At 74.1% G+C, this 19,877-nt stretch carries 19 protein-coding genes and 1 tRNA gene; 10 read left to right on the top strand and 10 right to left on the bottom strand.

Going from position 1 to position 19,877, the window contains the following annotated elements; all coding sequences use genetic code 11:
* Nucleotides 1-48: 48 nt before the first annotated feature.
* Nucleotides 49-1,113: a histidinol-phosphate transaminase gene (gene hisC / locus PP1_RS15790; protein ID WP_010229589.1), complete on the top strand. Its 1,065-nt coding sequence runs from the start codon at nt 49-51 to the stop codon at nt 1,111-1,113.
* Here hisC and PP1_RS15795 read toward each other — a convergent pair.
* Entirely contained in the window at nt 1,110-1,844 is a 735-nt protein-coding gene (locus tag PP1_RS15795; RefSeq protein ID WP_010229587.1) for a response regulator transcription factor, read from the bottom strand. The genes hisC and PP1_RS15795 overlap by 4 nt on opposite strands.
* A 434-nt stretch (nt 1,845-2,278) precedes the next feature.
* Between PP1_RS15795 and PP1_RS15800 the strand changes: the two genes are divergently transcribed.
* Nucleotides 2,279-3,721: a glycoside hydrolase family 16 protein gene (locus tag PP1_RS15800; protein WP_139323736.1), complete on the top strand. Its 1,443-nt coding sequence runs from the start codon at nt 2,279-2,281 to the stop codon at nt 3,719-3,721.
* A 76-nt stretch (nt 3,722-3,797) separates the two neighbouring features.
* On the opposite strand, the gene PP1_RS15805 is transcribed toward PP1_RS15800, so the two are convergent.
* The 4 genes from PP1_RS15805 to PP1_RS15820 are packed head-to-tail and all read right to left on the bottom strand — an operon-like array spanning nt 3,798 to nt 8,353.
* The gene (locus PP1_RS15805; protein ID WP_010241119.1) at nt 3,798-5,834 is read right to left on the bottom strand and encodes a M3 family metallopeptidase; all 2,037 of its coding nucleotides are present in this window, start codon (nt 5,832-5,834) and stop codon (nt 3,798-3,800) included.
* A gap of 18 nt (nt 5,835-5,852) precedes the next feature.
* Nucleotides 5,853-6,350, bottom strand: a complete 498-nt coding sequence (locus PP1_RS15810; RefSeq protein WP_010241118.1) for a GNAT family N-acetyltransferase — start codon at nt 6,348-6,350, stop codon at nt 5,853-5,855.
* Nucleotides 6,347-6,835 carry an SRPBCC family protein gene (locus tag PP1_RS15815; RefSeq protein ID WP_010241116.1) on the bottom strand — a complete coding sequence of 163 codons (489 nt, stop codon included), beginning with the start codon at nt 6,833-6,835 and terminating at the stop codon, nt 6,347-6,349. Before PP1_RS15815 ends, PP1_RS15810 begins: the two co-directional genes overlap by 4 nt.
* Before the next feature lie 21 nt (nt 6,836-6,856).
* Entirely contained in the window at nt 6,857-8,353 is a 1,497-nt protein-coding gene (locus PP1_RS15820; RefSeq protein ID WP_029239949.1) for a GMC family oxidoreductase, read from the bottom strand.
* A gap of 10 nt (nt 8,354-8,363) precedes the next feature.
* Here PP1_RS15820 and PP1_RS15825 point away from each other — a divergent pair, with 10 nt between their 5' ends.
* Nucleotides 8,364-9,629 carry a M18 family aminopeptidase gene (locus PP1_RS15825; RefSeq protein WP_033200487.1) on the top strand — a complete coding sequence of 422 codons (1,266 nt, stop codon included), beginning with the start codon at nt 8,364-8,366 and terminating at the stop codon, nt 9,627-9,629.
* A 10-nt stretch (nt 9,630-9,639) separates the two neighbouring features.
* Here the strand turns inward: PP1_RS15825 and PP1_RS15830 are convergent, their stop codons facing one another.
* The gene (locus tag PP1_RS15830) at nt 9,640-10,044 is read right to left on the bottom strand and encodes a YccF domain-containing protein (RefSeq protein WP_029239948.1); all 405 of its coding nucleotides are present in this window, start codon (nt 10,042-10,044) and stop codon (nt 9,640-9,642) included.
* Between the two features lie 237 nt (nt 10,045-10,281).
* Here PP1_RS15830 and PP1_RS15835 point away from each other — a divergent pair, with 237 nt between their 5' ends.
* Together PP1_RS15835 and PP1_RS15840 are read left to right on the top strand one after the other, a co-directional pair.
* Nucleotides 10,282-12,804, top strand: a complete 2,523-nt coding sequence (locus PP1_RS15835; RefSeq protein ID WP_170918869.1) for a hypothetical protein — start codon at nt 10,282-10,284, stop codon at nt 12,802-12,804.
* Nucleotides 12,805-12,979: 175 nt separating this feature from the next.
* Entirely contained in the window at nt 12,980-14,176 is a 1,197-nt protein-coding gene (locus PP1_RS15840; protein ID WP_029239307.1) for an FAD-dependent monooxygenase, read from the top strand.
* Here the strand turns inward: PP1_RS15840 and PP1_RS15845 are convergent, their stop codons facing one another.
* Nucleotides 14,177-14,518: a hypothetical protein gene (locus PP1_RS15845; RefSeq protein ID WP_010226426.1), complete on the bottom strand. Its 342-nt coding sequence runs from the start codon at nt 14,516-14,518 to the stop codon at nt 14,177-14,179. It abuts the gene before it with no gap.
* Between the two features lie 48 nt (nt 14,519-14,566).
* On the opposite strand from PP1_RS15845, the gene PP1_RS15850 reads away from it, so the two are divergent.
* Complete coding sequence (locus PP1_RS15850; protein ID WP_010226429.1) at nt 14,567-14,968, top strand: VOC family protein; 402 nt, start codon at nt 14,567-14,569, stop codon at nt 14,966-14,968.
* A 3-nt stretch (nt 14,969-14,971) separates the two neighbouring features.
* Here PP1_RS15850 and PP1_RS15855 read toward each other — a convergent pair whose 3' ends face one another.
* Entirely contained in the window at nt 14,972-15,478 is a 507-nt protein-coding gene (locus PP1_RS15855; protein WP_010226431.1) for a DinB family protein, read from the bottom strand.
* Nucleotides 15,479-15,568: 90 nt separating this feature from the next.
* Between PP1_RS15855 and PP1_RS15860 the strand changes: the two genes are divergently transcribed.
* Both PP1_RS15860 and PP1_RS15865 read left to right on the top strand, forming a co-directional pair.
* Complete coding sequence (locus tag PP1_RS15860; protein WP_029239308.1) at nt 15,569-16,018, top strand: SRPBCC family protein; 450 nt, start codon at nt 15,569-15,571, stop codon at nt 16,016-16,018.
* Nucleotides 16,019-16,071: 53 nt separating this feature from the next.
* Nucleotides 16,072-16,497 carry a DUF6194 family protein gene (locus tag PP1_RS15865; protein ID WP_010226436.1) on the top strand — a complete coding sequence of 142 codons (426 nt, stop codon included), beginning with the start codon at nt 16,072-16,074 and terminating at the stop codon, nt 16,495-16,497.
* A gap of 533 nt (nt 16,498-17,030) precedes the next feature.
* Here PP1_RS15865 and PP1_RS15870 read toward each other — a convergent pair.
* Nucleotides 17,031-17,116, bottom strand: a tRNA-Ser gene (locus tag PP1_RS15870).
* A 31-nt stretch (nt 17,117-17,147) separates the two neighbouring features.
* Complete coding sequence (locus PP1_RS15875) at nt 17,148-17,885, bottom strand: class I SAM-dependent methyltransferase (protein ID WP_010226440.1); 738 nt, start codon at nt 17,883-17,885, stop codon at nt 17,148-17,150.
* A 132-nt stretch (nt 17,886-18,017) separates the two neighbouring features.
* Here PP1_RS15875 and PP1_RS15880 point away from each other — a divergent pair, with 132 nt between their 5' ends.
* Together PP1_RS15880 and ypfJ are read left to right on the top strand one after the other, a co-directional pair.
* Nucleotides 18,018-18,845, top strand: a complete 828-nt coding sequence (locus tag PP1_RS15880; RefSeq protein WP_337819671.1) for an AraC family transcriptional regulator — start codon at nt 18,018-18,020, stop codon at nt 18,843-18,845.
* Between the two features lie 81 nt (nt 18,846-18,926).
* Nucleotides 18,927-19,859: a KPN_02809 family neutral zinc metallopeptidase gene (gene ypfJ, locus PP1_RS15885; protein ID WP_010226443.1), complete on the top strand. Its 933-nt coding sequence runs from the start codon at nt 18,927-18,929 to the stop codon at nt 19,857-19,859.
* Nucleotides 19,860-19,877 lie beyond the last annotated feature (18 nt).

Consider the following 19,877-nt stretch of genomic DNA (forward strand, 5'->3'; position numbering starts at 1 on the left):
CCAGAGCAGCCGCCCGTGTTTCGACCCCCGAGAGCTACCGTTGCCCACATGACGCTGATCCGTCCCGATCTGGACACCCTGCCCGCCTACGTGCCGGGCCGCACCGTCCCCGGGGCGATCAAGCTGGCCAGCAACGAGGTCGCCGAGCCACCGGCCCCGGCCGTCCTGGAGGCGATCACCCGGGCCGCCGCGAACGGCAACCGCTACCCCGACCTGGGGGTCGTCGAGCTGTCCGGGCGGATCGCGGAGCTGCACGGCCTCGCGCCGGAGCGGGTCGCGGTCGGCTGCGGATCGGTGACGCTCTGCCAGCAGCTGGTGCAGGTCACCTGCCGCACCGGCGACGAGGTGCTCTTCGCCTGGCGCTCGTTCGAGGCCTACCCGATCGTGACCCGGATCGGCGGCGCCGAGGTCCGCACCGTGCCGCTCGACGACGGCCACCGCCACGACCTCGACGCGATGGCCGCCGCGATCACCGACCGGACCCGGCTGGTGTTCGTGTGCAGCCCGAACAACCCGACCGGGCCCGCCGTCCACCGCGACGAGTTCGAGCGCTTCCTCTCCGCGGTGCCGTCGGACGTGCTGGTGGCGCTGGACGAGGCGTACGCGGAGTACGTCACCGATCCCGACGCCGTCACCGGTCGCCCGCTGCTCGACGCGCACCCGAACCTCGTGGTGCTGCGGACCTTCTCGAAGGCCTACCGGATGGCCGGGCTCCGGGTCGGCTACGCGCTGGCGTCGGAGGAGGTGGCGACGGCGCTGCGCAAGGTCGCTCCGCCGTTCGGGGTCAGCTCGGTGGCCCAGGCCGGCGCGATCGCCGCGCTGGAGCACCGGGAGGAGATCCTCGCGGGGTGCGCGGGCGTCGTCCGCGAGCGCGACCGGGTCGCCGCCGGCCTGCGCGGCCTCGGGTTCACCGTGCCGGAGACGCAGGCCAACTTCGTGTGGCTGCCGCTCGGCGAGCGGGCCGCGGACTTCGCGGCCCACTGCGCCGAACGGAAGGTGATCGTGCGTCCGTTCCAGCCGGACGGCGTCCGGGTGTCGGTGTCCACCCCGGAGGAGAACGACGTGCTGCTCGACGCCGCGTCGTCGTTCCCCGCCGGGGACGGCGCCCGCTAACCGTCCAGCTGGTAGCCGGCACCGCGGACGGTCCGGATGCGCTCCGGACCGATCTTGCGGCGCAGGTAGGAGATGTAGACCTGCACCAGGTTCGGCGAGGCGGGTTCGGACCAGGCGCGGCGGGCCAGCTCGTCGTGGGTGACGACCTCGCCCGCCCGCTCGGCGAGCGCCAGGAGCAGCGCGTACTCGGTCGGTGAGAGCGCGACCCGCCTGCCGTCGGCGAAGACCTGGCCGGCGTCGACGTCCACGGACAGCCCGCCGTGCCCGAGCACGGTCGGGGCCGGGAGCCCGGCGGCGGCGCGCAGCCGCAGCCGGATCCGCGCGGCCAGCTCGTCGGGGACGAACGGCCGGATGAGGAAGTCGTCGCGGTCACCGCGGAGCAGGCCGAGCACGGTGGCCCGCCGCTCGCGCGGAACGACCGTGATCACCGGTGTCGGCGGGGACTCGGCCTGCACCGCACCGAGCAGCACCGCCGGATCGGGGCCGGGCAGGTCCATGTCGAGGACGAGCAGGTCGGTGCCACCGGCACGGACGGCGTCGAGCAGCTCGATGCCGTCCGCGGCGACGGTCAGGTCGACACCCTCCGCCGCCAGGTCCTGCCGCAGTCCGCGACCGAGCGAGACCGAGGTCGTGGACGGCGGTAGGGCGAGGAGGACGGAGAGGGGGCGGACCGGGGAGCGGGGCGCCGGGACGGAGATGGACGGGGCGACGGGGGGAGCGTTGTCGTTCACAGGTCCTGGGGCGGGGTTCGGGGGGATGGGGGGAGCATCGGGCCCACTCTGGCGCGACCGGAAGTCGGTCACAATCGGCTAACGGTGCGACAGAGAGTGTTCGCGTCCGCCTATCGGACCAACCTGAGAGTGCGACTGCTCCATTCGGAGCAGAGTCATTACCGTTTCTGCGAGATCTTGCTGATCGTCGTGTCCCGACGACCTGTCGGCGCCGGAGAGCAACCACCTCTCTCAGCGAGGGTGTTCACGCACGGTCACCCTACCTAGAGTCCCTCCTCATGCGACGGAAGAGTTCCGCTGCGGCTGATCGGATCGACCCCCGGGATCTGATCGAGCGGGTTGCCGCAGAGCACAGCTCCCCCTCTGTGCCGTCCCCACGGGCCGGGCGCTCCGCGTCCGCTGCCGTACCCGCGTCGACCCTGCTGCAGGAACCGGTGACCGCCTCCGGGCGTCACCGTGCCCGCCGCGCCGGGGACGGTGACGACACCGGTGCCGCCGAGGCGGACTCCCCCACCGGTGTCACGCGGAGTGGCCGGTCGGCCGAGGTCCGGGTGTCCCGTTCGCCGTGGGCGGACCCGGACGCGGTCGACGCGAGCGGGTGGGCACCCGGTGCCCCCGCACGCTCCGCGACGACGACGCTCGATCCACCGGCCGTCCCGGACGCGCCGGTCGAGCTGTTCTCGCACCGCGAGGCCGGGGACGAGCCCGACGACGGTGCGCACGGTGCGCGGCACGCCGCCCGCGGGACGAGCGGTGTCGCGATCGCCGAGCTGCACGAGCCCGCCGGTCCCGCGGACGCGGGGACCGGAGCGGGTGACTCGTCGGTCGTCGAGATCGACCGGGCCGCACCGGCCGGCCGGTCCCGGCTCCGCCGCTACGGCCCGCTCGGCGTGGGCGTGGCCGCGATCCTCGCCGCCACGCTCGTGGTGACGCTGCTGCAGCCCGGCGCCGAGGACCCCTCGCTGAGCACCACCCTGGTGGACGCGTCGCGCCGGTCGGTCTCCGACGGCGTCGGCACCGCGACGACCGGCATCGGCGACGGCGGCGGGTCCGCGATGGGTGACGTCGCCCAGGGTGCGTCCGGCCAGATCGGACCGGCGATCGCCGCCGCCGAGGCCGCCGAACGGCGCGCCGCGGAGCGCAAGGCCGCCGCCGAGCGCGCCGCGGAGTCCGGTCCGGATTCCGGCTCGGGCACGGGATCCGCACCCGCCGGCCCGGTCGGCGGCGCCGCCCAGGTCGTCGGTGACGGGATCCAGGCCGCGCTGAAGCTGGGCTGGCAGGCCATCGGCGGCGACGAGTTCACCGGCTCCTCGCTCGGCGAGAACTGGAGCGCCTACGACGGCGCCGGCCACGACGGGCAGGGCCGCCGCACCCCGGACGCCGTGTCGGTCGAGAACGGCAACCTCGTCATCCGTGGCGACTCCGAGGGCAACACCGGCGGCATCGCCTGGGACACCCCGCAGAAGTACGGCAAGTGGGAGATGCGGGCGAAGTTCCCGAAGGGCGACGAGCAGTACCACCCGGTGCTGCTGCTGTGGCCGAGCGAGATCTCCTGGCCGGAGGGCGGCGAGGTCGACTTCGCCGAGACCACCAGCGCCAGCGAGGACGTGTCGTTCTTCCTGCACTACGGGTCGGACAACTCGCAGAAGCACGCCAAGACCGATCTCGACATCACCCAGTGGAACAACTACGCCGTCGAGTGGACGCCGGACGCGATCGTCGGCTACGTCAACGGCGTCGAGTTCTTCCGGTCGACCGACCCGGAGACGCTGCCCCCGGGCCCGATGCACGCCACGGTCCAGCTGGACTACTTCCCGTCGGGCGGGTCGCCCCAGCCGTCGGAGATGCAGGTGGCCTGGATGCGCCAGTACTCGTGACCCTCCCGCACGACGACACCGCCCGCCGCCCGGCGCTCCCCACCGGACGACGGGCGGTGTCGTGTCCGGCGGGCGTTCAGTCCACGGTCAGCCCGCGGCGCTCCAGCAGCGGGCCGATCTCCGGGTCCCGTCCGCGGAACGCGCGGTACGCCTCCATCGCGTCCACCGCCCCGCCGCGGGAGAGCACCTCACGGCGGAACCGGTCGCCGTTGCCGCGGCGCAGACCACCGTTCTCGGCGAACCAGGCGACGGTGTCGGCGTCGAGCACCTCGGCCCAGATGTAGGAGTAGTACGCGGCCGCGTACCCGCTGCCGCCGAAGACGTGGTTGAAGTAGGTCGTGCGGTAGCGCGGCGGGATCAGCGGGTGCGCGATCCCCGCCGCCTCCAGTGCCTGCTGCTCGAACGCGGCGACGTCGGTCACCGCCCCCGCCTCCTCCGGTGAGAGCCGGTGCCACGCCTGGTCCAGCAACGACGCCGCCAGGTACTCGGTGGTGGCGAAGCCCTCGCCGTATCCGCGGGCGGACAGCGCCGCCGACAGCAGCTCCGGCGGCAGCGGCTCACCGGTCGCGTGGTGCCGCGCGAACGACGCCAGGATCTCCGGGTCGCTCAGCCACATCTCGTTGACCTGGCTGGGGAACTCGACGAAGTCCCGCGGCACCGACGTCCCGGAGAACGTCGGGTACTCCACCGCGGAGAAGAGGCCGTGCAGGGCGTGCCCGAACTCGTGGAACAGGGTGCGGACCTCGTCGAGGGACAGCAGCGCGGGCTCGCCCGCGGCCGGCTTGACCAGGTTCAGCGTGTTCAGCACGACGGGCGTCGTCCCCAGCAGCGACGACTGGTCGACGAGCGCGTTCATCCACGCCCCGCCGCGCTTCGAGGGCCGCGCCCACAGGTCCGCACCGAACAGTCCGAGCACCCGGCCGTCGCCGTCGCGGACCTCCCACCAGCGGACGTCCGGGTGGTGGGCGGGCAGGTCGGTGCGCTCGGTGAAGCTCACGCCGTACAGCAGCCCGGCCGCGCGGAACACACCGTCGTGGATCACGCGCTCGGCACTCAGGTACGGCCGCAGCACCGCGTCGTCGACGGCGTACCGCTCGCGGCGGACCCGCTCGGCGTGGAACGCCCGGTCCCACGGCTCGATCGCACCGCCGGCGAGATCGGCGAGCTCCGCCGTCTCCCGGTCGGCGTTCGCGACGGCGGCCGGGACCAGCGACTCCAGCATCTCCCCGGCCGCGGCGGCGGTGCCGGCCGTGGCGTCGTCGATGACGTAGGACGCATGGTCCGGGTACCCGAGCAGCCGGGCCCGCTCGGCGCGCAGCCGGGCGATCGCCAGGACCGTGTCGCGGGTGTCGTGCGCGCCGCCGAGGCCCCGGGTCACCGACGCCCGGTGCAGCTCCTCCCGCAGCGACCGGTCGGTGAGAACGGCGAGGGCGGGCTGCGTGGTCGGGAGCACCAGGGTGATCAGCCAGCCGCCGTCGTACCCGCGGTCGCGGGCGGCCGCCGCGGCGGCGGAGACGGCGTCGTCGGACAGGCCGTCGAGCCGCTCCCGGTCGGTCACGTGCACGGCGGCCGCGTTCGCCCCGGCCAGCAGGCTCGCACCGAACGACGTGGTCAGGCCGGACAGCTCGGCGTTGAGCTCGCGCAGCCGCTCCTGCTCCGCACCGCCCAGCCGGGCACCGGCGCGGACCATGTCGCGGTGGTGGCGCTCCAGCAGGCGCAGCGCCTCGGGACCGAGCCCGAGGGAGTCCCGGCGGGCGTGCAGCGCGTCGATCCGGGCGAACAGCCCGGGATCGAGGGCGACCGCGTCGGCGTGCGCGGCGAGCTGCGGGGCGACCGTCGCCTCGATCTCCTGCACCGCGGGCGAGGTGTGCGACGAGACGAGGGTGAAGAACAGCCGCGACACCCGGTCCAGGACGGCGCCGGACCGTTCCAGCGCGACGACCGTGTTCTCGAACGTCGGCTCACCACCCGCGACGATCTCCGCCACCTCGGCGCGCTGCTGCGCCATGCCCGCCTCGAACGCCGGGAGGAAGTGCTCGTCGGCGATCCGGGTGGTGTCGGGCAGGCCGTACGGCAGCTCGCTCGGAGCCAGGAACGGGTTCACCGAGGTCATGGGCCGAGCCTACGGCCCTCAGCCCAGGTCGCGGCGCATCGCCAGGCGCGGCCACACGTCCAGGCCACGGGCGGTCTCCTCGGCGCGGATCGCCCGCAGACCCGGGGTCAGCTCGACCAGCTCCCGGAAGCCGAGCCGCACCCAGTACGGCCCGTTCCACGGCACGTCCCGGTACGTGGTCAGGGTGAGCGCGGGCAGCCGCCGGTCCCGCGCCCAGCCGGCGAGGTGCTCGACCAGCCCCTCCCCGATGCGCCTGCCGCGCATCCGGGGCAGCACCGACACCTGCTCGAGGTGGGCGCAGCCGTCGACGACCTCGGTGATCAGGTAGCCGGCCGGTGCGCCGTCGCGCACGTCGACGAACGCCCGGCCCGCGGCCGCGTAGGCGACGAGGACGGCACCGGGGAGCGGCTCGTCGTCGGCGACGACGTCGAGCCCGATCGCACGGAACGGCTCGCCGGCCGCCCGTTCGATCTCCCGCATGGCCGCCACGTCGGCGGGCACCGCCGGCCGGATCATCCGGACGCGCCCGCCCCGCCGTCGTCGGACCGGGCGCCCTCGGCGACCTCCCGGATCCGGTGCAGGGTCTCGGTCATCCCGCGCAGATTGGTCCGCCGCCGGGCCCGCCCCGCGATCGCCCAGTAGATCCGGGTGCCCACGTTGTCGGCCAGCGCGAACGACTCCGTGACGTCGGTCCCGTCGCCGGCCGGGGTGAACCGGTAGTGCCAGGTGTTGATCGTCCGGCTCCCCGCCAGCACGGCGAACCCGAACTCGCGCCCCGGCTCGCACGCCGTGACCCGGCAGACGGTCCAGTACATCGGCCCGCGGCCGTTGCGCTTGACGTGCCCGCGGAACCGGGCACCCGGTGCCGGGCCGGTCGCGCCGTCGAGCCACTCGGCCTCGAGGGTCTCCGGGGAGAACCGGCCGGTGTTGCGCACGTCGGCGACCAGCTCCCAGATCTCGTGGGCCGGTGCCCGCACGTGCACCGTGACCTCGTCGCGCATGGTTCCTCCTCGTCGGGCCGGTCAGCCGCCGACCAGGTCGGCGGCCCGCTCCCCGATCATGACGGCGGTCGCGGCCGGGCCGCGCCGCGGTGCCGACGGCAGCACCGAGGTGTCGGCCACCCGCAGCCCGTCCAGACCGTGCACGCACAGGTCCGGCCCGACGACGGCGTCCGGCCCGGTCCCCATCGCCGCGCTGCCGGACAGGTGCACCGACGTCGTCAGCCTGCCGTGGATCCACTCGTCGAGCCGGGTGTCGTTGCCGAGCTCCCAGCCGGCCGGGCCGCCGTCGTCCGGGCCGGCCCGGTCCCAGCCCGCGGCGCGGAGGATCTCCGCGGCGACCCGCACCGCGGCCCGCATCCGGTGCCGGTCCGAGGTGGTCTGCAGGTAGCGGAAGTTCAGCCGTGGCGGGTCGGCGTGCTCGGGCGAGGTGATCGCGAGCATCCCGCGGCTGTCCGGGTGCTGCACCGCGCACATCAGGTGCGCGGGCCCGCCCGGCGCGAACGGGTGCGCGAACAACAGGACCTCCAGGTCGCCCGCGGGGTCGGTGCCGGAGTCGAGGTTCAGCGCGGCCTGCCCGGCGACGGCGTCCGGGTGCGGGTCGGGCAGTCCGCTGCGCAGCGGCAGGAACACCGACGGGTGATCCGACCAGCCGCGGCCGACCCCCGGCAGCTCGTGGCGCACCGCGACGCCCGCCGAGCGCAGGGTGTCCTCCGGTCCGATCCCGGAACGCTGCAGCAGGGCCGGGCTCCCCACCGCTCCCGCCGCGACGACGGTCTCCGCCGCGTACAGCTCCGTGTCACCGAACCGGACGCCGGTGACCCGGTCGCCGTCGAACAGCAGGGTGTCGACGGCGCGTCCGCCGTAGACGGTCAGCGCGTCCTGCCACTCGGCGTTCCCCCACGGCGGCGGGAGGTACGCCGTCGCGGCGCTGATCCGCTTCCCGTCGACGGCGTTGGTCGGGACCGGGCCCGCCCCCGGCCTGCCGCCGGCGTTCTTGTCCGGCTCCTCGGAGTACCCCAGCGCGGCACACGCCTGCAGGAACGGGTCGGTGACGGGGGCCAGCAGGTGCCCGGCCGGCCGGGAGATCCGCAGCGGGCCGGCGTCGCCGTGCGCGTCGGAGGTGCAGAAGTCCAGGTCGCGCTCGAGGCGCCGGTAGTAGGGCAGGACGTCGTCGTAGGACCAGCCCGGGATCGCCCAGTCGGCGAAGTCGGCGGGCACCGCCCGGACGAAGTAGCCGCCGTTGATCGCGCCGGAGCCGCCGAGCACCCGGCCGCGGGGCACCGTGCACTCCCGGCCCTGGCACAGGGTCGCCCGATAGGCCCAGTTCAGGACGTGCCCCGGGGTGGTCGCCGCGAGCGACGCGATCGGTGTGGACTCCGGCGGGACGACGATCTCGCCCGCCTCGACCAGCGCCGTCCGGACACCGCGCTCGGCCAGCCGGCCGGCCAGCGTGCAACCGGCGGATCCCGCGCCGACCACGATCACGTCGTGGACGTCCGTCCTCGCCCCTCCAGTCATTGCTGCCAGGATGCCTTACGTGACCGACGCTGCACGTGATCTCGCCTCGTTCCTCACCGCGAGCCCGTCGCCGTACCACGCGGTGGCCGAGGCCGTCCGCAGGCTGACCGCGGCCGGGTTCGTCGAGCAGCCCGAGGACGGGCCCTGGGTCGACGGCCCCGGCGGCCGCTACCTCGTGCGCGACGGCACCGTGCTCGCCTGGTGGCAGCGCGCGACACCCGGCGAGCGGCCGCTGCGGATCTTCGCGGCGCACACCGACTCCCCCGGTTTCAAGGTCAAGCCGAACCCGGACGTCGGCGCCGCGGGCTGGCGGCAGGTCGGTGTCGAGGTCTACGGCGGAGCGCTGTGGAACTCCTGGCTGGACCGCGACCTCGGGCTGGCCGGACGGCTGGCGCTCTACGACGGCCGGGTCGTCCCGGTGCGGGTGGACCGGCCGCTGCTGCGCATCCCGCAGCTCGCGATCCACCTCGACCGCGGCGTGAACCAGGGGCTCACCCTGGACCCGCAACGACACCTGCTCCCCGTCTGGGGGCTCGGCGACCCCGGCGGCGGTGACCTGCTGGAGTTCCTGGCCGTGCTCGCCGACGAGGACCCCGGCGACGTCGCCGCGCACGACCTGTTCACCTACGACCTCACCCCGCCCGCCACCCTCGGCCGTGACGACGAACTCCTCGCTGCGCCCCGGCTGGACAACCTCGCGTCGGTCCACGCGGGGATCACCGCGCTGATCGAGACCGCGCGGCGCGACCCGGACACGGTGCCGGTGTTCGTCGGGTTCGACCACGAGGAGATCGGTTCCGACACCGCCACCGGCGCCGCGGGCCCGCTGCTGGAGACCGTGCTGACCCGCCTCGCCGGCGGGTTCGACGCCCGCCGACCGGTGTTCGCCCGGTCCCGCTGCCTGTCGGTGGACGTCACCCACGCGGCGCACCCGAACCACCTCGACAAGCACGACCCGGACCACCTGTCGGTGCCGAACTCCGGCCCGTCGCTGAAGGTCAACGCGGTACAGCGCTACGCCACCGACGCGCCCGGCGCGGCCGCGTGGAAGCGGGCGTGCCGCACGGCGGACGTGCCGAGCCAGGTGTTCGTCTCGAAGAACACGGTGCCGTGCGGGTCGACGGTCGGGCCGATCATGGCGACGCGGCTGGGGATCCGGACGGTCGACGTCGGGATCCCGGTGCTGTCCATGCACTCGGCCCGCGAGCTGTGCGGGGTGCACGACCCGGGGCTGCTCGCCCGGGCCGGCGCCGAGTTCCTCTCCGACGCGGGCTGACCGGCCGGGCTCACGTCGCGATGCGCGACCCCGGCACGTAGTCGTCGGTGTCGACGACCTGCGAGCCCAGCGGGAACAGCGACACCGGGATCAGCTTCAGGTTCGCCCAGGCGAGCGGCAGCCCGACGATCGTGATCGCCAGTGCGATCGCCGTGCCGATGTGCCCGAGCACCAGCCACCACCCGAACAGCAGGATCCACAGCACGTTCCCGATCGTGGACGCCACCCCGGCCGTGGGTCGGCGCACCACGTCCCGGCCGAACGGCCAGAGCGCGTAGAAGCCGATGCGGAACGCGGCGATGCCGAACGGGATCGTCACGATCAGCACGCAGGCGACGATCCCGGCGGCCAGGTAGCCGAGGAACAGCCAGAAGCCCGAGAGCACCAGCCAGATCACGTTCAGGATGAGCCGCAGCATGGTTCCAGGGTGCCCGCCCACCCGGGGGCGATGCTCGGGGTTCGCCCTGATCCTTTCCCCCGGATTCCGCCCGGTCGATTGAGAGCCGCATCGTCTTAGCCCATTCGGAGTAGAGCCGGATCATCCGCGCACGTCACCGGGTTACGGACGGTCCGTTGTGCCCTGTACCGGTGATCCGTCCGGACCCCACCGCGCAACGAGGCGCGGGCCGCGGTCACCGGTGGAAGGCTCCCCATGAGAAGGACGAAGCGAGTCGGCGTCGTGCTCGTCGTGGCCGGGCTCGTCGCCGGCGCGGCCGTCGGTGCCGGGTCGGCGCTCGCCGCACCGGGCGACCCCGGCGCCGGCGACACGGCGGGCCCCGACCTGCTGCGCGCCCCGGCCGTCGACGCACCCCAGCTGCAGAACACCGGACCGTGGTCGGCGGACCCGATCGGGATCTGCATGACGAGCGCCTACCGCGCCGGTGAGTACGTGCACCAGGGTTGCGTCTACGACGACGAGGGCGGCGGCAACCAGTACCGCTGGCCGAACGACACCCTGCTGCGCAACTACACCTACCCCGAGGCCGCCGGGTACCGGCGCAACGCCGCCGACATCCTCGAGGTCCGGGCGAAACCCGAGGACGACGCGACCCTGTTCCGGGTCACGATGAACACGATGACCGACCCGGAGCTCCTCGGTCTCACCCTGGCGCTGGGGGACTCCGACGCACCGCGCGAGGCACCGCACGGCGCCCACACCGTGATGCCCGCGGAGCGGTTCGTGACCGTGCACGGCACGGGCGGGGACGTCACCGACGCCGCCACCGGGGAGACCCTGCCCGACGCCCCCGATGTGCGGGTCGACGTCGAGCGACGGCAGGTCGAGATCCGGGTCCCGCACTCCGCGTGGGACCCGGCGGACGGGACGCAGCGGATCGCCGCCGCGGCCGGATTGTGGGACCGCGACGCCGACGCCTACCTGACCCCACGGGCGACGGCCGACGAGACGCACCCGGGCGGCGCGGTCGTCGGGGACCCGACGCCGTCGGCGTTCTTCGACGCCGCGTTCCGGTTCCAGGAGCCGTTCGAGGCGCCCTACCGCAACAACGACCAGCGGCTCGCGATCGCGACCGGTGACCTCAGCCCGTTCCACGCCGACGTCGACTTCGGGAAGCTGCGCAGCGGCACCGACGACGAGTCGGGCGTCCCGACCAGCGGCTACATGACACGCGTGTTCGCCTCGGAGTTCGAGACCGAGCAGGGCAGGCGGCTGCCGTCGGACCCGGGCGGACCGGCCCCGGGGACCGGCACCCAGCAGGGCGGCATCGCCACCGGGTCCGGCGAGGGGTCCGGTGACCAGCGCCCGAGCCTGTCGTTCGGCTACCCCTGCCGCGACGACTGCGTCCCCGACCTGGCGGGCCGGATGCAGCGCTACATGGTCTACGTCCCCGAGACCGGGGCCCCGTCCGAGGGCTGGTCGTCGATGGTCTGGACCAACGGGTACGCCCTGCGCCCCGGCGACGACGTCGCGGGCGACAAGGACCTCTACCGGCAGCTCGCCGAGCGCCCGGACGACCCGACGATGATGATCGACGTCGACTTCCGCGGCGCCGACAACTGGGGCTACGGCCAGGGCGGCGCCGTCGTGTTCGAGGCGGTGGCCGACGCCCGCAGGCACTACGACCTCGACACCGAGCGGACCACGATGGCCGGGTTCTCCTCCGGCGCCTACACCGCGAACAAGCTGTCGCTGACCTTCCCGGACGTGTTCACCAAGGCGTTCGTCTGCGACGGGCTGAACGTCGCGCCGTCGCTCCCGGGGGTCAACGGCGTCGCCGACGAGGTCGCGGAGAACGCCGGCGTCGACACGGTGACGAAGCACGAGCCGGGGTCGAAGATCTCCGAGCTGCTGCCCAGCCGGCGCAACCAGCCGGTGATGGAGTGGGCGGGCGTGAACGACGACTTCATCCCCTACAACATCACCCGCGAGCGGGCCGACCTGTACGCGGCGGGCGACTACGACTACGAGTTCGTCAGCCACGTCGGCGTGGGCGCCGAGCACCTGGTGATGTGCAAGAACGGGATGTGGGACCTCACCACCGACTGGCTCGGCGACGAGCCGCGCGCGGTCGACCCGCACCACGTGACCTACGTGCGGAACCCGCTGATGGACGACCCGGGGTCGGGCCTGGTGGGCGACCACGCCTACTGGCTGTCCGGCATCGCCTCGCGCGACCCGCAGCAGCTGGGCACGATCGACGTCGTCAGCCGCGGTCAGGGGATCACCGAGGCACCCGTGCCGGCACCGCAACGCGAGATCGGGCAGACCGAGGGCACGTTCTCCCCGGTCAACCCGTACCTGCGCGAGTACCGGCACCTCGACGAGCCGGTGGACGCCGGTGCGGAGGACGTGCTGGAGGTCCGCTCGGCGGGAGTCGGCGCGGTCACGGTCGATCCGGAGCGGGCCGGCGTGAGCTGCGACGCCCGGCTCGACGTGCACACCGACGGCCCGCTGACCGTCATGCTCGACGGCTGCGACCGCACCGAGTCGTTCGACGGCACCGACTCCGGTGGCCTGGAGCGGCCGGGCACGTTCGCCCCGGCCGACCCGCTGGAGCCGGTGGGCAACCCGCTCCAGGGCGTCCCCGTGCCGCCGGAGGTGGGCAACGCCCCGCAGCCGCCGCTACAGGAGCTGCCGCCGTTGCGGTTCCCGCCGAACCAGCTCGGCCAGGACCCGGCCCCCGGTGACGGGGAGCAGGAGTCCCCGACCGGCTGACGGTCGGCACCGGCGGTCACGTGACGGCGCCGGCACCCCTGGGCTCCCGGGGTGCCGGCGCCGTCGTCGTCCCGGCCCCGGCCCCGGCCCCGGCCCCGGCCCCGAGCGGAACCTGGTCACCGGTGAGACGTTCTGCGTCAGGAAAACCACCCGGTGTACGTGTGAGGATCCGGATATGGACGGATCAGTGGCGATCGTCGGGGCCGGGATCGGCGGGCTCACGCTGGCCCTGTCGCTGCACGCACGCGGGGTACCGGTGACCGTGTACGAGCGGGCCGGCGAACTGCGCGAGGTCGGCGCCGCGGTGGCGCTGTCCGCGAACGGCCTGCGCCCGATGGACGAGCTCGGGCTGCTCGGGCAGCTGGAGGCGGTCGCGACCCAGCCGACCGAGCTGGTGCACCGCGGCTGGCGGACCCACGACCGCGTCACCGCGTTCCCGGTCGGCGCCGACGGCTCCTACCGCGACCGGTTCGGGGCCCCCTACCTGGGCATCCACCGCGCCGAGTTCCAGCGGATCCTGTCCGGGGCCTGCCCGCCGGGGACGATCCGGCTGAGCAGCGAGGTCACCGGCGTCACGGACCACGGCGACCACGTCGCGCTGTCCCTCGCCTCCGGGGAGACCGCGACGGCGTCGGTCGTCGTCGGCGCGGACGGGGTCCACTCGCGGCTGCGCGCGGTCGTCGACCCGCACGCCCGGCCGGTCTACACCGGGACGTCCGGGTTCCGGGGCATCGTCGGCGTCGCCGACCTGCCGTCGCTGCCGGACCCGCAGGCCATCCAGTTCTGGATGGGCCCGGACGCGCACCTCCTGCACTACGCGATCGGCCCCGACGGCGGTGAGGTCAACTTCCTCGCCGTGCTGGAGGGCCCCGAGCGGTGGGACGCGGGTTCCGGCCCGGCCGCCGCCGAGCCCGGCACCCTGGCCCGGGCGTTCGCCGGCTGGGCGCCGGCCGTCCGCGAGATGGTCGAGGCCGTCCCGCAGTCCGCGCACTGGCCGCTGTACACGCTCCCGCCGCTGTCGCGCTGGTCGGCGGGGCGGGTGGTGATCCTCGGCGACGCCGCGCACACCATGCTGCCGCACCACGGCCAGGGCGCGAACCAGTCCATCGAGGACGCCGTCGTGCTCGCCGACCTGCTGGCCTCCGCCGGCGCCGACCCGGGCCCCGCGTTCGCCCGCTACGAGCGGCTGCGCCGGACCCGCACCCGCCAGGTGCAGCGCAGCTCGCTGGTCACCTCGGACCTGCTGCACCTGCCCGACGGCGAGGCCGCCGGCAGCCGGGACGCGGGGCTGGCCGGGCTGGACCCCTGGCTGGCCTGGATCCACGGCGTCGACGCCCGCGCCGACACCCGTCCGGCCGCCGTGCCGGTCTGATCAGGCGATCTCCTCGACGATGCTGGTCCCGGCCCCGGGCCGGGACTCCCAGCACCAGTCCTCGTGCGAGCGCAGCCGGCCGTCGGGCAGCACCTCGAGGCGGGCCTCGCAACGCCCGGAGCTGGTCGAACCGTCCTCGGCGACGTGCACGTAGCGGAACCGCAGGACGTCGCCGTCCCGGGTGCCGACGAGCCGGCCGAGCCGGACCGCGCCGCCGCCGTACTCGGCCCAGACCAGGCCGTCGGTCTCGTGGTAGTCGAAGACGGTGGCCCGGCCGACCTCGCCGTCGCCGGTGTTCGCGACAGCGGTGAACCGGCGACCGTCGACGCTGGGAGCGCTCACGCACCCAGCCTGGCAGGTGACACCCTGTCCGCGCCGTAGGTTGGAGCCATGACCTCGACGGTGTGGCCGGTCCTGCACTACGACGTCCCCGGTGCGGCGCTGCGGTTCCTCACCGGTCTCGGTTTCACCGAGACCGTGGTGATCCGGGACGACGTCGGCGACGTCGTGCACGCCGAGCTCTCCTGGCCGGGCGGTGGCACCGTCCTGTTCGGAGGGACCAAGCACGACGACGGCGTCCACGCCGGGTTTCGGGCGGGTGCGGTCTACGTGGCCGTCGCGTCCGAGGAGGGGGTCGACGCCGTCCACGAGCGGGCCGTCACCGCCGGCGCGACCGTGCCGGCGGCGCCCCACCGGACGGCGTTCGCGGCGGGCGGCCCGGCCTACGCGTGCGCGGTCACCGACACCGAGGGCAACCTCTGGACGTTCGGCACCTACCGCGGCGGGGGCTGACCGTCAGACCCCGGTGCGCCCGTCGATGCGCTCCCGGATCAGGTCCGCGTGCCCGCAGTGCCGCGCGTACTCGGCGACGACGTGGGTCAGCACCCACACCACCGACACCTCGTGCCCGTCGAGCGAGCCGGTGCCGTCCGGTCCGGCCTCGGCGCAGACCGCGCGGGCGTGCGCGACCTCGTCCTCCCAGGCGGCGAGAGCCTCGGCGAACCCGGTGCCGTCGAGCTCGAACCCACCGTCGTGGCCGGTCCCCGCCTCGCGGCCGTGCAGCGGCGGGAGGTCCGCGCCGCCCAGCACCGTGCGGAACCAGTTCCGCTCGACCGCAGCCAGGTGCCGGACCAGCCCGAGCAGCGTCATCGACGACGGCTCCACCGGCGCACGGCGCAGCTGCTCGTCGGTCAGTCCGTCGCACCTGCCGATCAGGGTGGCCCGGTAGAAGTCGAGCCACCCGGCGAGCGTGGTCACCGGATCGGCCTGCATCGGCGGGATGCCGCGTTCGGTCGTCGTCACGCGGAGATCGTGGCACCGGGGTCCGACAACGAGCGCGTGCCGTCCCGCCACGACGGGACAGCCCGTTCCCGGGCGTGCTCCACTCCGGTGGTGACCGAGCAGACCGTCGTCTCCAGCACCCGGGAGATCGCCGCACCCGCGGACCGCATCTTCGAGCTCGTCGCCGACCCGGCCCGGCAGCCGCGCTGGGACGGCAACGACAACCTCGCCCACGCCGCTCCCGGACAACGGGTGCACGGGACCGGCGAGGTCTTCACGACCACGCTGACGCTCGGCACCGTCCGGGAGAACCGGGTCGTCGAGTTCGAGGAGGGACGGGTGATCGCCTGGCTCCCCTCGGAGCCCGGCAGTCCACCGCCCGGCCACCTGTGGCGCTGGGAGCTGGACGCGCTCGGCCCCGGACGGACCCGGGTGACCCACACCTACGACTGGTCGGACCTGACCGACGCGAACCGGCTGACCCGTGCCCGCGCCACGACAGCGGACCGGCTGGCGGCCTCACTGGACCGCCTCGCCGAGCTGGCCGAATCATCTGAGTGATCTACATCACTTGATCCGCACATCGCCCGGTGGAATCGTGCTGTCTTGGCGCAATGGACTCCGACGAGATCGCCACCGTCCTGGCCGGCTATCCCGGCACCCGGCTGATCGAGGCGAACGGTGACGTCTTCGCCATCCACGACCCGGACGACGACTACGACCAGCGCCCCCGCCAGGGCTGGGCGACCGTCGTGAACTCCGACGTCAATGACACCGCGTCCGACCTGGACCGGCCCGGCGTCTTCCGCCTCAACATCGGCCTGCCGAAGCCGCGGTTCGCCGAGCTGTTCCCGGTGGCGGCCGAGCACGACACGACCGCCCTCGACACCCTCTTCCCGCACCCGGTCTACGGGACCTACCACTGGGTGAGCGTGATCAACCCGGACCAGACGTGGCCGCAGGTCCAGGCACTACTGGACGAGGCGCACGCCTTCGCCGTCCGGAAGCACGACAACGCCGCACGCCGGCGCCGGGCCTGACCGGCCCACCCCGCCGGAACTCGTCCGCGCCCGGAACACTCTCGCCGAGATGCAGCTCAGAGTCCCTCCCGGCGTGCGCGGACGACGCTGAGCCGCATCTCGGCGAGAATCGTCCGGATGCGGACGGTCCGGCCGGAGCAGCCCGCGGCACCCGACACGGACAGAGCCCCGGCCGTCGCCGCACAGCCCGCGGGTGTGCCGCACAGGACAGCGCGCTCCCGCACAGGACCGGTCCTGTGCGGGAGCCGGTCGGCCCGTGCGAGAGCCGGTCGACGTGTGCGGGAGCCGGTCGGCCCGTGCGAGAGCCGGTCGACGTGTGCGGGAGCCGGTCGACGTGTGCGGGAGCCCGTCGACGTGTGCGGGAGCCCGTCGACGTGTGCGGGAGCCCGTCGACGTGTGCGGGAGCCCGTCGACGTGTGCGGGAGCCCGTCGACGTGTGCGGGAGCCCGTCGACGTGTGCGGGAGCCCGTCGACGTGTGCGGGTGCGGGGACGGCGTGGAGCGCGGCGGCGTCGGCGGAGCCCCGTCGGCCGGTGGCGGAAGCGGGGGGATTCGAACCCCCGGTCCTTTCGGACGCCCGCTTTCAAGGCGGGTGCATTCGGCCGCTCTGCCACGCTTCCGCACGGCAGGGTAGCGGGTGCGTCGTGGGCGTCAGCGATCCGCGCGGTGGTAGGTCACCGCACCCATCCGCGTGCTGCCGTGCCCGACGACGACCGGCTCGGCGAATCCGGCCTCGGCCAGCACCTCCGGAACCGGCCAGCCCCCACCGTGAGCGTGACCGTGCGCCGGGTCCGCGCCGTGCCCGTGCCCGTGGCCCTGACCGTGGCCGTGCCCGTGACCCCCGCCGAAGCCCAGGCGCCGCGCGGCCGGATCGAGCCGGTGCAGGAGCGACAGCACCCGGTTCACCGGCCGCATCGGACCCGCGACCCGCGGGTCGGCGTCGAGATCGACGAGGTGCAGGCTCCCACCGGGCGCGAGCACCCGGCGCACCTCGCGCAGCGCGGACACCTGCCGGTCGGCGGGCAGATGGTGCAGCATCAGCGAGGACAGGACGCGGTCGACGCTGCCGTCGTCGTAGGGGAGGTCCTCGGCGACCCCCTCGTCGAGCTCGAGCGCGAGGCCCTCGTCGGCGGCCTTGCGACGGGCGATGCCGAGCGCCTCGCCGTCCGGGTCCAGGCCGATCACGGTCGCCCCGGGGACGGCCCGCTTCGCCCGGAGCACGACGTTCCCGGTCCCGCACCCGATCTCCAGGACGGTCGAGCCCGGCTGGATCCCGGCCTGGGCGACCAGCCTCCAGTACATCCCGGTCGCCCCCATCAGGGTGGCGAAGCCGTCGTAGCCGGGCAGCAGCCGCGGGCTGACGAGCGCGGGCAGGTAGTCGGTCGACATGACCCCTCCGTGGTACGAAACTCGTGTGCTGAACCCAGCTTCCGTCGCCGTTGACCGGCGCACAATGAAGGATGTGCGGCGCTGATGGGACGATCTTCCGATGTGCCTCTGATGGGGTTCATCCACTCTCCGGTGCCGATCGTCGTCCAGCGCGGGTCGGGTTCCGGGCTCGCGGAGGTCCCCCGGATGCGCGGCGAGCACGCCCACGACTTCCTGTGCCTGATCCACCTCGTGGAGGGCCGCTGGACCCGCCGCGTCGACGGACGGGCGTGGGAACTCGCCGCGGGCGACGCGTTCGTCGTCGCACCGGGGGCGGTCATCGGCGCCGCCGACGACGATCCGCCGGCGTCCGGGGCGGCCTGGACCGTCCTCTTCCCGGCGGAGGCGGTCGACCCGGACGCGGCCGCGCCGCTGGTGTCCTGGCGTGGGCACCCGTTGCTCGCACCGTTCGTCGGCAACCACCGTGGCGGGGCGCAGCGGCTGGTCGTCCCGCCCGCGGACCGGCCCGGCTGGCTCGCCCGGCTCGACGCACTGGAGACCGAATTGACCGAGCGGCGCGATGGCTACGCCGAGGCCGCCCGCGCCCACCTCACCCTGCTGCTCGTCGCGCTCGGACGCCTGCAGGACGACGTCCCGGCCGAGGCCACGGACCCGCAGCTCGCCGCCGTCTTCGAGCTGATCGAGCAACGCTTCCGGGAACCGATCTCGCTGCGCGACGTCGCCTCGGCGCTCGGGCTCACGCCGGGTCACCTCACGACGGTGGTCGGTCGCGGGACCGGCCGGACCGTGCAGCAGTGGATCACCGAGCGACGGATGCGTGAGGCCCGGCGGCTGCTGGTGGGCACCGAGCTGACGGTCACGGAGATCGGCCGGCGGGTCGGCTACCGGGATGCCGGCTACTTCGTCCGACGCTTCCGCACGGCGCACGGGCGGAGCCCCGCGGCCTGGCGCCGGGGCTGACCCCGACGGGCGGACGCATCGCCGGTGTGCGGGCAGGCCGGGTGTGGTGGGATCTTCCCGACTCGGCTTCGGGAGGTCGGCGTGCGGTTCGACGAGAACGCCAGGCTGGACACGTCCGGTGTGGACGACCTGCGTGGCTCCGGCGGCGGTGGCCGCGGTGTCGGTGGCCGGGTCGCCGGCGCCGGCGGCGGGCTCGGGATCGTCGGCCTGGTCATCTACCTGCTGCTGTCGAACTTCGCGGGCGTCGACATGGGTGGCATGGCCGCCGGTGGCGGCTACCCGAGCCTCGACCAGGTCGGTGCGGGCCAGACCGCGGACAGCTCGTCGCTGGCGCAGAACTGCGCGACCGGGGCGTCGGCGAACAACTCGACGGACTGCCGGATGGTCGCCGTCGTGAACTCCCTGGACGACTTCTGGGCGGGCCAGTTCTCGTCCGGCTTCGAGCGGCCGCGGACGAACTTCTTCTCCGGCGGCGTCAGCACCCAGGGCTGCGGCTCCGCGACGTCGGACAGCGGTCCGTTCTACTGCCCGGCCGACTCCGAGATCTACATCGACCTGACGTTCTTCGAGGACCTGCAGACCCGGTTCGGCGCGCAGGGCGGCCCGTTCGCGCAGTCGTACGTGATGGCGCACGAGTACGGCCACCACATCCAGAACCTGCTCGGCACCAACCGCCGCGTGGGCAACGAGACCGGCCCGACCTCGGGCTCGGTCCGCCTCGAGCTCCAGGCCGACTGCTACGCCGGTGTCTGGGCCCACCACGCGACGACGGTCCCCGGCGACTCCGGCCGGCCGCTGATCACCGAGCTGGACCAGTCCGACATCGACGCGGCGCTCGACACCGCCGAGAAGATCGGCGACGACCACATCCAGTCGACCCTGGGCAGCGGCCGGGTCGACGAGTCCCAGTTCTCGCACGGCAGCTCCGCCCAGCGCGAGCGGTGGTTCACCACCGGATTGCAGACCGGCGACCCGAACGCCTGCGACACCTTCGCCGCCCGCACCCTCGGCTGACCCACACATCCCCTCGTG

It is taken from the genome of Pseudonocardia sp. P1 (assembly GCF_000178675.2).
GTDB lineage: Bacteria > Actinomycetota > Actinomycetes > Mycobacteriales > Pseudonocardiaceae > Pseudonocardia.